Here is a 14,423-nt window from a genome sequence, read left to right as displayed (position 1 = left end):
CGTGCGCTGCGATGTGGAATCCATTGGGCAGGTGGAAGTTCGGCACGGCGGGTCAGCCCGCAAGTTCGCGGCAGGCGCGATAGAAGTCGGACCAGTCGGGGCGTTCGCGGACCACGGCCTCGAGGTATTCGGTCCACACCACGGCATCGGCGACCGGGTCTTTGACGACCGCGCCGAGTACCGCGCCCGCGATATCGTGCGCGCGCAGCACGCCGTCGCCGAAGTGCGCGGCCAGTGCGATACCGCTGGTGAGTACGGAGATGGCCTCTGCGGTGGACAGGGTGCCGGACGGGGATTTGAGTTTGGTGCGGCCGTCGGCGGTCCGGCCCGAACGCAGTTCGCGGAAGACGCGGACCACCCGGCGCACCTCGTCGGCGGCCGAGGGCAGCTCCGGAAGTTCCAGGGCCGCACCGAGTTCGGCGACCCGGCGGGTGACGATGGCGACCTCCGCGTCCTCGGAGGCGGGCAGCGGCAGCACCACGGTATTGAAGCGGCGGCGCAGCGCGGAGGACAGTTCGTTGACGCCTCGGTCGCGGTCATTGGCCGTGGCGATCACCGTGAAACCCTTGGCGGCCTGCACCTCGGTGCCGAGTTCCGGTATGGGCAGCGTCTTCTCCGACAGCAGGGTGATGAGCGCGTCCTGCACATCGGAGGGGATGCGGGTCAGTTCCTCGATGCGCGCCACGGCCCCGGCGCGCATGGCGGTCAGGATCGGTGAGGGCACCAGCGCCCCTTCGCTCGGTCCCTCGGCCAGCAGCCGGGCGTAGTTCCAGCCGTAGCGGATGGCCTCCTCGGCGGTGCCCGACGTGCCCTGGACCAGCAGGGTGGAGCGCCCGCAGATGGCGGCCGAGAGATGTTCGGACACTCGGGTTTTCGCGGTGCCCGGCACACCGAGCAGCAGCAGCGCGCGATCGGTGGCCAGGGTGGCCACCGCGACCTCCATCAATCTGCGCGGGCCGATGTACTTCGGGATGATCACGGTGCCGTCGTCCAGGGTGCCGCCGAGCAGGTAGGTGAGCACCGCCCACGGCGAGAGTCGCCACGAGGGCGGGCGCGGACGGTCGTCGACGGCGGCCAGTGCGGCCAATTCGGCGGCGCCGGACTGTTCGGCATGGGGGCGCAGCAGGTTCGGGGTCACAGCAACTCCTCGAGCATGGTCGAGCGGTGGGCGAGGTCGGTGGCGAGGCGGTCGAAGGCGGACTGCCACCGCGGATCCCCGCAGCGCCGGACGACCGAATCCAGCGCGGCGGCGGCGCCGAACGGCAGATGCGCCGAGGCGGCGGCGAGCAGCGACCGGTGCGCGTCCGGACCCGCGCCGTAGGCGTCGGGGCGGCGCTCGGCGGCCCGCGCCCGCTCGAACAGCAGCAGGATCAGGTGGCGGGCCAGCGGTTCCGGCCACGGATGACCCATGGCGGGCAGCAGGGATTCCAGTTCCGAGAGCCAGGAACCGTCGAGTCGCAGCAGCCTGCGGACCCGCTCCTCGGCGGGTAGCAGCGCGAACAGTTCACGCCTGCGCAGCATGGCCACCTCGGAGGGGATACCGGAGTCGAACAGCGCACCCGCCCAGGCCTGGTCGCGGTGGGCTAGCGCGGCGGCCACCCAGCCGTCGAGGACGGGTTGGCGGAAACGGTTGGGCAGCTTGGCCGTCACCGCCGCCCGCGGTGTTCCGAACCGCTCGGTCCAATGGTCGAGCCCGGTGGCGGCGACGAGTTGACGCACCCACCCCGCGGCCGGATCGGGCGCGCCGTCCCAGCGGTAGGCGAATTCGACGGCGCGGTCGCGGATTCCGTCGCGCCGGGCCGCGTCGTCGAGGCGTTCGGGCAGTTCGATTCCGATCCGGTGGCCGACGCGCAGCCAGGTGCGCGCCCGCTCGACCATGCGCCGAGCCAGAGCCGAATCCGGCAGCAGGGCCAGCAGTTCCGCCGCGGTGCGGCGGACATCGGCGCGGCGGTCGTCCAGCGCGGATTCCAGCAGCGGTTCGTCGGCGGCGGCCAGCCGGTGGGCCAGGACTGCGAGCAGTTCGGCCTTGTGCGGGCCGGATTCCCGCGGCCACGCGGCAGTGAGTGCGGCGAGCGCGCCTTCGGGATCGGTCGCCCGCAGTTCGGCCAGCCAGGCGCGGCGTTCGCGCGGTCCACCGATGCGCCAGCGCTGCTCGGACAGATCGGCGAAACTGCTCTCGCGCAGCATTTCCCGCCACTCGGGATGCTGTCGTGCCAGCCAGCGCCCGCGCGCGCCCGCCAAACGCAGCAGCGGCTCGCGCAGTTCCTGGTCGCCGGTCGCGTAGTCGAGCAGGTCGGCGCAGAGCACGTCGGGGGCGCGAAAGTCCTGCGGCGCGGCCGCTTCGAACCACTCGGTCAGGAATCCGGAGCACCGCCGAAGCAACTCGGCGAGGCGAGCGGCGGCGGGTTCGGGAAGCCTGCGGCGCGAGTCCGGCTCGGCGGCATCCGGTATACGGACCGGCCGGGCCGCGATGCCACCGCGCGCGAAAAGGGTGTCCAAAGCGGCGGATTCGAGCAGGCGCCGCGCGGGATCGCCGCCGCCGGGTATGCAGTGCGGCCCGGCCGGTCCATTCGAACTCGCAAGCGTCTCGGGTGCCGCCTCCATGGTGGCGGGTGCGGGTGTCGTGTTGGAGGCCGGGGCGGACACGGATGTCGGGCCGGGCGTTGCTGCCGGGACACGAAAGCGACGAGCCGTGCCGAGTAGCGCCGTAGCGACGAGTTCGGCTCCGTGCGGACCCTGCGCCACGGGACGATTCGGCACCGGAGGACCGGTCGGATCGCAGGGAGCCAACTCGATGACTTCCCCCGAGGTCATGACCGACAAGGGGAGCAACCCCTCCGAAGTCCACTCGCCCAACAGCATCACGGTATGACCGCCGGAGACACCCAATAGCCGCCACGGTTCGTCGGTCACCGCCAGCGGCAGCCCCATCCCATCGGATTCGGCGACATACCAACCATTTTCATGCCGGCAGGGAATCACTGCCGCGAGCAGCATCGGCCAGGATCGCAGCCACGGGTCCGCGCCGAGCGCGCGCGCCTGGGCGGTGAGTGCGGCGGCGATCGAAGCATCGGCCATCGGAACAGTCGTGAATGGTTGGCGCGCGGCGTATTCCGTGCCGATGAGCGCCCGCAGCGGCGCCGCGCCGGGATAGAAGTGCAGATCGGCGTCGAACAGCAGGCCCGTATCGGGCGCGGCGGCGAAATCCGGTGCGCCGAAGGCGTGGTCGATCAGGACCGCCCACCTCCGGGTTCGGCGACCGGACAGCCAGATTCGCCGCGTATGGATCCGATCCTCTTCGGTTGTTCGCCGCCCGAGCACCTGCCACTCGTCGCGCACGGGAGGGTTCGCGCGCACCGCGTCCTTGGATATCGGATACCCGATATGCGCGCGGACGGTGTCGCGCAGTTCGGGGGACAACTCCGCGAGCCGTCGGTGCGCCGTGCCGAGCAGATGCAGCCCGGCGTATTCGCGCAGCACCAACTCCGGCCAATCCGTCCGCCCTGCCGTCGATGCGGGTAGTCGCCGCAGCGCCGCCGCGATCGCGGGCGCCTGCGCATCGACCATGCGGGCCGCGATCCCCGCGAATCCGGCAGCCGAGCGGTCGGTGTGGGCGAGTCCGGTGCGCACCTGATCCGCCAACCAGACCTCGAGTTCGGCGAGCCCGGCCGTGACGCGCACCCGCCGCTGCCCGGCGGCGCGGGCGGATACCGCGATCCCCTGTTCGGTCATGCTGCTCCCGCCCGGTGTTTTCCCAAGATGTCCACCGGATTTCTACCGCAGCCCACCGACAATCGCCCGCCATCTCCGGCGCGCCGGGCGGAAATCGCTGTCGCCGCGCCGGATTCGTCTTGCGCGAGTGTTGCATTTTCTGGCATCCTGACCTGTTCGGCTCGACCGAGCCACCCGGATCGGGTGTTACACAATGGACCGCCCGCCGGGGTTGGCGAGGGGTGGACATCGAGCGCGGCCCCAGAACGCTCGATGGCCAAGACCCATCCCCGCGGGCCGGTTCGTCCTGCCTCGAGTCCAGGGCAAGTGGGCTTCTTCGGGGCGATCGGGTAGCGTTTCGCACAGCTTTCAACAAGTTGCACCGCGGACCGGTGGCGGACGTGCCGCGGTCCTCAGGTGTAGGGGGTTCGCGGAATGCGCACGGACGCAAGGCCCGAGGCCCGACCCGAGGGGGTGGCCCAGCGGCTGACCGAGGTGGTGTCGCGGCGGCTCGCGGCCGATCCGCACGTGGGCGCCGAGGTCGGCAAGGCCGTGCTGCGCGCCCTCGGCGGTGTCGAATCCGGCGATCCGGCAGCGGAATTCGCGGGCACCGGAATCTTCCTGAAGGCGATCACCGTGCGCGGATTCCGCGGCATCGGTCCGCAGGCCACCCTGCGGCTGAATCCGGGTCCGGGACTCACCCTGGTCGTCGGCCGCAACGGCAGCGGCAAATCCAGTTTCGCCGAAGCCGCCGAATTGGCCCTCACCGGCGGCAATCGCCGCTGGGACGGTCGCTCGGCGGCCTGGCGGGAGGGTTGGCGCAACCTGCACGAGGGTGGCGCGGCCCGGATCGAACTCGACCTGCTGGCCACCGGCGGCTCACCGCACCTGACCATCGCCAAACAGTGGGCGCCCGATGCGGATCTGTCCGAGGCACACTGGACCGAGCGCCATCATCCCGACCCGCCCACCGACTTCCCGGCCGACCGCTGGTCCGGACTGCTCGACCTGTACCGCCCCTTCCTCTCCTACAGCGAACTGGGCGCGCTGGTCGACGGCAAACCCAGCGATCTGTTCGACGCGCTGCATCAACTGCTCGGCTTGGACGAATTGACCATGGCGCAGGAGCGGATTCGCGCGCGCCGCCTGGAACTGGAACGGGCGCAGCGCGATTCGCGTCAGGAGCGGCTGGAGCTGATCGCCGTGCTCGGATCCGTCGCCGATGACAGGGCGGTGCGCATGGCCACGCTGCTGGGTCCCGTCCAACCGGACCTCACCGCGATCCACCGTGAGATACACGGCGGTGTCGACGATCCCACCGGTTCGTCGGGTCTGCGCGCCATCGTGCGCCTGGCGCTGCCCAGCGGCGCCGAGGTGGACGCGGTGGCCGAGCGGATCGAGCAGTACGGCAAGGTCATCGCCCGCGATTCCACCGCGCGCGCGGAATCGGATCTGCGGGTGCTCGACCTGCTGCGCCGCGCCCGCGAACACGTCGCACTGGTGGGGGATTGCCCGTGCCCGGTCTGCGGGGCGCGCACCATGGATCACGCCTGGGGCGTCGAGACGGATGCCGCCATCGCCGCGCTGAGCGCGAAGGTCGAGGCCTTGCGCGCGGCCCGCGACGAACTGGACCTGGCGGTGCGCGCGGCCCGCTCGCTGCCCAATCACGTTCCGCCGGAACTGGATTTCGATCCGGCCAACCCGCCGACCGTCGACACCGACCCGGTGCGCTCGGCCTGGACCGAATGGGCCGCGCTCACCGTTGCCGACTACCGCGCCGACCTGCCCGAGCGGCTGCGCCGGGCGCACGCCCGCCTCGTCGACGAACTCGAACTGCTCCAGCACGGCACCCGCAAGGAGTTGCAGCGGCTCGACGAGGTGTGGTCCCCGCTGGTGCCGCGCCTGCTGACCTGGTTGGACGGCGCCCGCGCGGTCGCGGCGAACGCGGCCGAACTGCGCACCATTCGCCGCGCCGAGGACTGGCTCAAGACCGCGACCGCCGGACTGCGCGGCGAGCGCATGGCCCCGCTGGAGACCACGGCCCGCTGGGTCTGGCAGACGCTGCGCCAGCAGAGCAATGTGGAACTCGGCTCGATTCGCCTGCAGGGCAATGCCGGAACCGCGCGTCGGGTGCTGCTCGATGTCACCGTCGACGAGGTGGACGGTGCGGCGCTGGGCGTCATGAGTCAGGGCGAACTGCACGCGCTCGGCCTGTCGCTGTTCCTGCCGCGGGCCACCGTGGAGGACAGTCCGTTCCGCTTCGTCATGATCGATGATCCGGTGCAGGCCATGGATCCGGCCAAGGTGGACGGCCTGGCCACGGTGCTGGCCGCCGTGGCATGGACCAGACAGGTGGTGGTGTTCACCCACGACGAGCGGCTGGCCGAGGCCGTGCGCCGCATGCAGTTGGACGCCACGGTGCTAGAGGTGCAGCGGCGCGAGCGCTCGGTGGTGGAGGTGCGGGTCGCCAGCGATCCGGTGCGCCGCTACCTCGACGACGCCCGTTCGCTGATCCGCACCCCGCAACTGCCCGCGCGCATCGCCGACGAGCTGGTGGCCACCTGCTGCCGGTCGGCGGTGGAGGCGGCCAGTCTGGCCAGGGCGCGCCGAAATCTGCTGTCGGACGGGATGAATCACCGCGAGGTGGAACGTCATATCGAATCCGCGCAGACCACCCGCGCCATGGTCGCCCTCGCGGTGATGGGTGTCGGTGCGAAGGTGGACGATCTCAACAAGTTCCTGACCGTCCGGGAGGGTCGCTGGGTAGTGGATGCGCTGCGCGACGCGACTGCGGGCGCGCACGTGCCCATTGGGCGCGGAATGCGCGAACTCATCGCCGAGACCGAGAAATTCGTCGCCTGGCTGGCCGACTGATGGCCGGGGAGCGACGCGGCTCCGGCAGGAGGCCGAAAAAGGGCCGGGCGCAACGATTCTCGGCCCGCCGCGAACTCGAGCGCGACCTGGCCGACCGCCCCTCGGTGCAGGAGCGGTTCAGCGCGGCCGACGGTCTGCTCGATGGTTCGGTGAGCGATGCGGGCGGCCTGTGGTCGCGTGCCACCGCCTGGATTCTGCGGTTGGCGCTGGAGCAATCCGTGGACGAGCTGTGGTTGCGGGTCGCGCCGGAGTTGGTGCGCTGCCCCATGCGGGCGCAATTGTTGGCGCTGCGCTTCTTCGCCGGGCGACAGACCGCCGCGCAGGTGGCCACCATATGGTCGGCCCTGTCCCGCGCCGCCCACCATCACGATTACGAATTGGCCCCCAGCGTCACCGAATTGCGCCGCTGGCGCGAGCAGACCGCCCGTCTGGCAGGGGATCTGGACGCCCTCAGAGCAGACCCAGTAGCGAGATGATGCTGGTGAGCAGGTAGATACTGTTCGCCGCGATGGCCGAGCCGGAGGCGAGGACATTGAGTGCCTGCATATTTGGCTCCTTGTCGGTTGGGGCACCGAATCGTTGGGGTTCGACGGGACGAGACCCGCTATGTGATTCGATGCGAAGGGCGGCCGGGATCGGCCGCGGGAAGGAGTCGGTGCCTGGTGAATGTCGATCGGCCATGTCCGTGCGGACGCGGTGAGAAATTCGCGGACTGCTGCGGACCGCTGCTGTCGGGTGCACGGTCCGCGCCCACCGCCGAGGCGCTGATGCGGTCGCGCTACACGGCTTTCGCCGTGCTTGACGCCGAATACCTGCGCCGCACCTGGCATTCGAGCACCAGACCCGCCGAGGTCGATTTCGATCCCGAGTTGCGCTGGCTGTTCCTGGAGATCGTGCGCACCGAGCGCGGCGGCCCCTTCGACGACACCGGCATTGTCGAGTTCCGCGCCCACTACCGGACGGCAAGCGGCCGCGACACGCTGCACGAGACCAGCAGCTTCGGCAAAGAGAGCGGTGCGTGGGTCTACCTCGATGGAAAGCTGGGCGGGTAGCGTTGACCGCCGTGTCCCGCGTCGCGATCGAATACTGCACCCAGTGCCGGTGGCTGCTGCGCGCGAGCTGGATGGCGCAGGAGTTGCTGAGCACCTTCGGCACCGACCTCGGCGAGGTCGCGCTGCTTCCCGGCACCGGCGGGGTGTTCCGGATCACCGTCGACGGCGCCCAGGTGTGGGAACGCAAGGCGGACGGCGGCTTTCCCGATATCGCGCTGCTCAAGCGGCGGGTGCGGGATCTGGTCGCGCCGGGGCGTGATCTCGGCCACTCCGAGCGCGCGGGCGCCGCCCAATCGGACGATTGACCACTGGGAATCACCCGCGACGACCCCCTGCTCTCACCCGGAATTCCGGACCGACGGCCCCGGATCCGGCATCCGCTCAGCGTCACCGGTCATGATCAATTCGGTCGGTCGAGCTGACCGGTCGGCACGGCCCGACGTACCCTCGAAGCACGGATCGCCGGTGGCCTCAGCCCGAACTAGCTAATCTGCAGCCAACGGACGATCTCCGGTAGGAGGGTTGCGGTAATGAGTGCGCAGGTCGAGATCGATCCGGGTTGGGAGGCGCGCGCGGTCGCGCCGGTCGTTCGCACCAAATACGGCAGGGTCCGCGGCGCATGGGAGGGAAAGGTCGCCGTCTGGCGCAGCATCCCCTACGCCGCCCCGCCCGCCGGACCACTGCGGTTCCGTCCGCCGGAGCCGCCCGCCGAATGGGATGGCATTCGCGACTGCCTCGAATTCGGGCAGATCGCCCCGCAGACCATGGGCGCGATGGTGCCGCTCGATTCGGCGCTGCGCATGGGCGAGGACTGCCTGTGGCTCAATATCTGGTCACCCGAAGCGCCCGCCGACGGCGAACCACGCCCGGTGCTGGTGTGGCTGCACGGCGGGGCCTACTGCCTGGGCACCGCCGCGCAGGGCATCTACGACGGGCGCGCGCTGGCCGAGGCGGGCGAGGTCGTGGTGGTCACGGTCAACTATCGACTCGGCGCGCTCGGCTTCCTCGATCTGTCCTCCCTGGGCGCGGACTTCACCCCCAATCTGGGCCTGCGCGATCAAATCGCCGCACTGTCCTGGGTGCGCGACAATATCGCCGCGTTCGGTGGCGACCCCGGCAATGTCACCCTGTTCGGCGAATCCTCGGGCGGCGGCTGCGTCACCACCCTGCTCACCTCACCGCACGCCGCCGGGCTCTTTCACCGGGCCATCGCGCAAAGCCCGCCCGCCACCACGGTTTTCGGACCAGAGCGGGCCGCAGGCGTGGCGCAGCGCTTCCTGGAGCTGATGGAGTTGCCCGCGCAGCGGGCCGAGGACCTACTCACCTGCCCCATCGACCGAATCGTCGGCGCGGCGGGCATCCTGCTCGACGAGATCCCCGCGCGCGAGCCGGGTCGCCTGGCCGCCGCTCCGGTGGTCGACGGCGACCTGGTGCCCACCTACCCGATCGAGCGCTTCCAGAATGGTCGCTCGCACCGGGTCCCGCTGATCATCGGCACCAACCGGGACGAGGCCTCGCTGTTCCGGCTGCTCCGCTCGCCGATCATGCCGGTGACCCCGGAGGCGGTGACCATGATGCTGCGCGATATCCAGGCCAACCATCCCGACCTGCCGCCCGAACGGATCGCCGAGATCAGCTCCGCCTATCCGGATCTCGCGAAAACCCGTGGCGCGCTGGCCATGTCGACCGACGCGGCCTTCCGGATGCCCGCGATCTGGGTGGCCGACGCGCACGCGCAGCACTCGCCCACCTGGATGTACCGCTTCGATCACGCGACGCCGATGCTGCGCGCCGCACTGGTCGGGGCCGGGCACGCGACCGAATTACCTTACGTATTCGGCAACTTCGGCACGCTCAACCACGACCCCACCTTCTGGCTCGGCGGCCGCAAACCGGCGACCGAGATCTCCGGGCGCATGATGCGGCGCTGGCTGGCCTTCGCCGCCCACGGCGTGCCCGCCGCCCTCGACGGCTCGAAACATTGGCCGCCCTACCGCGTCGAGACGCGCAGCACCCTGCTCATCGATACCGTCGACCGAATCGTCGACGATCCGGATCACGAAATGCACATCGCGTGGGGCGAGCGAGCGGTAGGCTTCAGCTGAGTTCGAGTTCCCGGCAAGACGATTCGAGTCCCCGCCACGGCGGGGACTCGAATCGTGTTGATACCGGCCGCTTCACACGTCGGTGGAGAAGCGGATACCGCCATCGGGAATATCCACTCCCGGCCAGATCCGCGCCCCGCGCAGCAATTCGCAGCGTGCGCCGATCTGCGCGCCGTCACCGATCACCGCGTCGCGCACCAGCGCCCGCGGCCCGATCCTGGCCCCGAATCCGATGATCGAACGCTCCACCACCGCACCGGCCTCGATATGCGCGCCATCGAAGACGACGGTGCTGTCCAGGCGCGCGCCCGCGCCGACCTCGGCCCCGCGCCCCACACAGGTGCCGCCGATGAGCAGCGCGCCCGGCGCGATCCCCGCCCCCGGATGCACCAGCGATTCGCCCCGCTGACCCTGCAGCGCGGGCGAGGGCGCGATCCCGCGCACCAGATCCGCCGAACCGCGCACGAAATCCTCCGGCGTGCCCATATCCCGCCAATAGGCCGTATCCACATGGCCCTGCACCCGCGCGCCCTCGGTGAGCAGCGCCGGAAACACCTCGTGCTCCACCGAAACCGGGCGGCCCGCCGGGATCTTCTCGATGTACTCGCGGCGGAAGACATAGCAGCCCGCGTTGATCTGATCGGTCGGCGGATCCGGGGTTTTCTCGAGGAAGGCCGTGACGCGACCGTTCGCATCGGTCGGCACACAGCCGTAGGCGCGCGGATCGCTCACCCGGACCAGGTGCAGCGTGACATCGGCGGCGGTGTCGGCATGCGTCTGCAACACCGCGCCCAGATCGGTGCCGCCGAGCACATCGCCATTGAAGACCAGCACATTGTCCGCGCGCAGTCGGGGCAGCACATTGCGAATACCGCCGCCGGTCCCCATCGGGGTGGTCTCGGTGACGTACTCCAACTCCAGCCCCAACTCGGCGCCGTCGCCGAAATGCTCCGCGAAGATCTCGGCCTTGTAGGAGGTGCCGAGCACCACGTGGCTGATGCCCGCCGCGGCGATACGGGCCAGCAGATGGGTCAGGAACGGCAGCCCAGCCGTGGGCAGCATCGGCTTGGGCGCCGAGAGCGTCAACGGTCGCAGCCGCGTGCCCTGGCCGCCGACCAGAATGACCGCGTCGGTGCCTGCGTTTCCTGCCATAGGGATCCCCTGTTCAGGTGGAGTTGTCCATGGACGCGCGATCGTGCGTCCTCACCGAAACCGCCGCCCCAGCGGGGCGCGGTTGCCGTCTACCCTCGCGCCTGCTCCCGCAGGGCGGATCGAACGGCGATGCGTGCGCGCAGGGCCAGACCGATGCGCAGTGCCAGCCGCAGCGGTGCCTGCCACCAATGCGGATGCCTATCTGCCTGGAAACGGTACGCGCTGGCATGATGCGCGGGCAGCATAACCTCCGGATTGCGGGAGGCCGCGTGACCGCGCGCGTGGGTCACCTCGGCATCGGGCACGAAGACGTTGTGCCAGCCCGCCCGGCCCATCCGGTCGCCGAAATCCACATCCTCCATGTACATGAAGTAGCGCGAATCGAAACCGTCGATGGCATCGAAGGCGCTGCGGCGCACCAACAGACACGAACCCGACAACCAGCCGACCGCGCGCTCGGCGATCCGCTCGTTGTCCTGGCGGTAGCGCAGCGTCCACGGATTGCCCGGCCAGACGGTGCCGAGCAGGGCGTGGCCCGCGCCGTCGAGCAGACCGGGCACCGAGCGGGCCGAAGGGTAGACGCTGCCATCCGGCTCGCGCACCATCGGGCCGAGTGCGCCCGCCCTCGGCCAGCGCCTGGCGGCGGCGACCAGCTTATCGATCGAACCCTCCGCCCAGCGGATATCCGGATTGGCGATGACGACGAACTCCACCTCGGGATCGATCTCGGCGACCGCGCGATTGATCGCACCGCCATAGCCGATATTGCCGCCGGTGCGCAGCAACCGCACATGGGAGTTGGCCTCGGCTGCGGCTTCCGGCGCGCCGTCGACCGAGCCATTGTCGGCCAGGATCACCTGCGGCTTCTCATCGGTAGCCGCGACGAGGGAGGTGAGGAAGTGGTCCAGGTGCTCACCTGGGGAGTAGGTCACGGTCACGACGACCAGGCCACCGTCGGCCGCGGAATCGGGGTTCACGACCGGCTAGCTTAGTGGGATCGGCGGGCCAATGCCGCGCGCAGTGCCTCCCGCCAGGGCCGCAGCGGCGTCAGCCCGGCCGCGCGCCAGCAGCGACCGGACAGCACCGAGTAGGCGGGCCGCCGCGCCGGACTCGGATAGGCCGCCGAATCGCAGGGCAGCACCCGCGCCGGATCCGCGCCGACCTCCGCGAAGATGGTGCGGGCCAGGTCGTACCAGGTGGTCTCGCCCGCGTTGGTGGCGTGCAGGACGCGTGGTCCCGCAGGACGGGCCGCGAGCTCGAGCAGGGCGGCCGCCAGATCGGCGGCGTAGGTGGGCGAGCCGAGTTGGTCGTTGACCACCCGCAGGGTGTCGCGTTCGCGTTCCAACCGCAGCATGGTGTCCACGAATCCGGAGCCCGACCAGGCATACACCCAGGACGTGCGGACCACGGTGGCGTCGGGGGCGAGGTCGAGCACCGCCCGCTCGCCCTCCAGCTTGGATCGGCCGTACACGGTGGCCGGACCGGTCGGGTCATCGGGTTCATACGGGCGGTCGCTGGTGCCGGGAAAGACGTAGTCGGTGGAGAGATGGATGAGCCGCGCGCCCACCCGCGCACACGCGGCGGCCAGCACGGCCGCACCGGTCGCATTGACCGCGAACGCGGACTCCGGATCGGATTCGGCCCGATCCACGGCGGTGAACGCGGCGCAATTGAGCACCGTGTCGCCCGGCTTCAGGACGGCGTGCACGGCAGCGGGATCGGTGATATCGAGTTCGGCGCGGTGCAAGGCCACCGGCTCGGGCAGGGCAGCGGTCTCGGCGCGGCGCAGCAATTCCTGGCCGACTTGGCCGCCCGCGCCAGTGACGACGAGGCGGGCCGGGGAGGTCTTCTCGATCACGGCCGCCAGTCTGGCACGCCGTGGCACCTGCGGTTCAGGTCCGGGCGGGGTCGCGTTGGCTAGCCTGGGAGAACCGGTAGACGGGGGTCACCGAGCGGCGGTTCGTCGGACGCGCGAGGGCGATGTTCGTTGGTTCCGGCGGAGTTCGTCGAGAGGATACGGGGTGGTTCCGCAGCGCAGCAGATATTCGGCGCTGTCCGCGCCTGCGGGCGGCGCCCGCCCCCGGCTGAGTCGCAGGCAGACCGCGCTCGCGGTCGCCGCCGCGCTCGTCCTGCTGCTCACCGGGGCCTCCTGGTACGGCGTCGACAGCCTCATCTCCGGAATCGAACGCATCGGCAACCTCGGCCTCGGCGGCGGCGGTGACGGCGCGGTCGACATCCTGCTCGTCGGCGTGGACAGCCGCACCGACGCCCACGGCAACCCGCTCACCCTGGCCGAGCGCGCCATGTTGCACGCAGGCGACGAGGTCGGCACCAATACCGACACCATCGTGCTCATCCGCGTGCCCAATGACGGGCGCTCGGCCACGGCCATCTCCATCCCGCGCGACTCCTACGTCGACATTCCGGGTCTGGGGATGGGCAAGATCAACTCGGCCTACGGCGCGACCAAGGAGAACAAGCGCCTCGAACTCGTCAAACAGGGCATCGACCCGGCCGAGGCCGATAAGCGCGCCACCCTCGCGGGTCGGCAAGCGCTGGTCAAGACCGTCGCCAACCTGACCGGGATCACCGTCGACCACTACGCCGAGGTCGGTCTGCTCGGTTTCGTGCTGCTGACCGACGCCGTCGGCGGTGTCGATGTCTGCCTCAACAATCGGGTCGACGAATGGATGTCCGGCGCGGACTTTCCCGCAGGCCCCCAGCGGCTGGATGGCCCGCAGGCGTTGAGCTTCGTGCGTCAGCGCCACGACCTGCCGCGCGGCGACCTGGACCGGATCGTGCGCCAACAGGTCTACATGGCTCAACTGGTGCACCAGATGCTCAGCGGGAAGACCCTCGCCAACCCGGTCCGGCTCAAACAGCTCAGCGACGCGGTCGGCCGCACCATCGTCCTCGACGACGACTGGGATGTCATCGCCTTCCTCCAGCAACTCAAGGATCTGGCCGGCGGCAAAGTGAGATTCGAGACCGTGCCGGTCACCGATCTCAACGGTGAGACCGCATCGGGCGAATCCGTGGTCCGGGTCGATCCGAAAGCCATCAAATCGTATGTGGCCTCCCTGGTGGGGGACAGGTCCGCCGAGACCGCCGCGGCGGTGGACCCGGCCACGATCACCGTCGACGTCCGCAATGCCGGATCCGTCGGCGGACTCGCCGCACAGGTGGCACAGGCATTGGCGGGCAAGGGATTCCACACCGGTCAGGTCGGCAACTACACCGGCCCGGCCGTGACCGCCAGCCGGGTGCTCGTCGCCGACACGGCGAATCCGAAAGGCAAGACCGTGGCCAAGGCGCTCGGTGGACTCACCGTCGTCGGCGACGCCGGTTTGGGACCGGACACGGTGAGCGTCGTCCTGGCGGGCGACTATTCTGGGCCGGGCTCGGCCGCGGGCGGCATGTTCGATTTCTCCGGCACATCCACCTCCGGCGCCGTGCCCGTACCGCCCGCCCCACCGATCGACGCAGGCCAGAACGGACCGAAATGCGTGAACTAGCGAAGTGCGTGAAA

The 14,423-nt window shown here is 70.2% G+C and carries 11 protein-coding genes; 6 read left to right on the top strand and 5 right to left on the bottom strand.

All coding sequences use genetic code 11. The features are described 5' to 3' along the window. Positions 1 to 52 precede the first annotated feature (52 nt). Both D5S18_RS01665 and D5S18_RS01660 read right to left on the bottom strand, forming a co-directional pair. Positions 53 to 1,138 carry an ATP-binding protein gene (locus D5S18_RS01665; protein ID WP_120037173.1) on the bottom strand — a complete coding sequence of 362 codons (1,086 nt, stop codon included), beginning with the start codon at positions 1,136 to 1,138 and terminating at the stop codon, positions 53 to 55. Beyond that, on the bottom strand, positions 1,135 to 3,732 hold the full coding sequence (locus D5S18_RS01660) for a DUF5691 domain-containing protein (RefSeq protein WP_120037170.1): 2,598 nt from the start codon (positions 3,730 to 3,732) through the stop codon (positions 1,135 to 1,137). Before D5S18_RS01660 ends, D5S18_RS01665 begins: the two co-directional genes overlap by 4 nt. A gap of 414 nt (positions 3,733 to 4,146) precedes the next feature. Between D5S18_RS01660 and D5S18_RS01655 the strand changes: the two genes are divergently transcribed. From D5S18_RS01655 to D5S18_RS01635, 5 genes are all read left to right on the top strand, one after another. Then, positions 4,147 to 6,585 (top strand): AAA family ATPase, encoded by a 2,439-nt coding sequence (locus D5S18_RS01655; protein WP_120037168.1) that lies wholly within the window; start codon positions 4,147 to 4,149, stop codon positions 6,583 to 6,585. Then, a complete protein-coding gene (locus D5S18_RS01650; RefSeq protein ID WP_239003464.1) occupies positions 6,585 to 7,061 on the top strand; it encodes a hypothetical protein in 477 nt (158 codons plus the stop codon). The genes D5S18_RS01655 and D5S18_RS01650 overlap by 1 nt, the downstream gene beginning before the upstream one ends. Positions 7,062 to 7,247: 186 nt before the next feature. Then, positions 7,248 to 7,637 (top strand): YchJ family protein, encoded by a 390-nt coding sequence (locus D5S18_RS01645; RefSeq protein WP_439651067.1) that lies wholly within the window; start codon positions 7,248 to 7,250, stop codon positions 7,635 to 7,637. 11 nt (positions 7,638 to 7,648) lie between these two features. Beyond that, positions 7,649 to 7,942 (top strand): Rdx family protein, encoded by a 294-nt coding sequence (locus D5S18_RS01640; protein WP_120037363.1) that lies wholly within the window; start codon positions 7,649 to 7,651, stop codon positions 7,940 to 7,942. Positions 7,943 to 8,167: 225 nt separating this feature from the next. Next, a complete protein-coding gene (locus tag D5S18_RS01635) occupies positions 8,168 to 9,742 on the top strand; it encodes a carboxylesterase/lipase family protein (protein ID WP_120037166.1) in 1,575 nt (524 codons plus the stop codon). A gap of 72 nt (positions 9,743 to 9,814) precedes the next feature. Here D5S18_RS01635 and manB read toward each other — a convergent pair whose 3' ends face one another. The 3 genes from manB to rfbD all read right to left on the bottom strand — a co-directional run bounded on the left by manB (position 9,815) and on the right by rfbD (position 12,761). After that, the gene (gene manB, locus D5S18_RS01630) at positions 9,815 to 10,894 is read right to left on the bottom strand and encodes a mannose-1-phosphate guanylyltransferase (RefSeq protein WP_120037164.1); all 1,080 of its coding nucleotides are present in this window, start codon (positions 10,892 to 10,894) and stop codon (positions 9,815 to 9,817) included. Between the two features lie 89 nt (positions 10,895 to 10,983). Then, complete coding sequence (locus D5S18_RS01625) at positions 10,984 to 11,871, bottom strand: glycosyltransferase family 2 protein (RefSeq protein WP_239003463.1); 888 nt, start codon at positions 11,869 to 11,871, stop codon at positions 10,984 to 10,986. An 11-nt stretch (positions 11,872 to 11,882) separates the two neighbouring features. Next, positions 11,883 to 12,761: a dTDP-4-dehydrorhamnose reductase gene (gene rfbD, locus D5S18_RS01620; protein ID WP_439651070.1), complete on the bottom strand. Its 879-nt coding sequence runs from the start codon at positions 12,759 to 12,761 to the stop codon at positions 11,883 to 11,885. Between the two features lie 154 nt (positions 12,762 to 12,915). On the opposite strand from rfbD, the gene D5S18_RS01615 reads away from it, so the two are divergent. Then, positions 12,916 to 14,409: an LCP family protein gene (locus tag D5S18_RS01615; protein WP_439651066.1), complete on the top strand. Its 1,494-nt coding sequence runs from the start codon at positions 12,916 to 12,918 to the stop codon at positions 14,407 to 14,409. Positions 14,410 to 14,423: the final 14 nt, after the last annotated feature.

Source organism: Nocardia panacis, from assembly GCF_003598715.1.
GTDB classification, from domain to species: Bacteria; Actinomycetota; Actinomycetes; order Mycobacteriales; family Mycobacteriaceae; genus Nocardia; species Nocardia panacis.
This window is presented reverse-complemented; position numbering and strand designations above follow the sequence as displayed.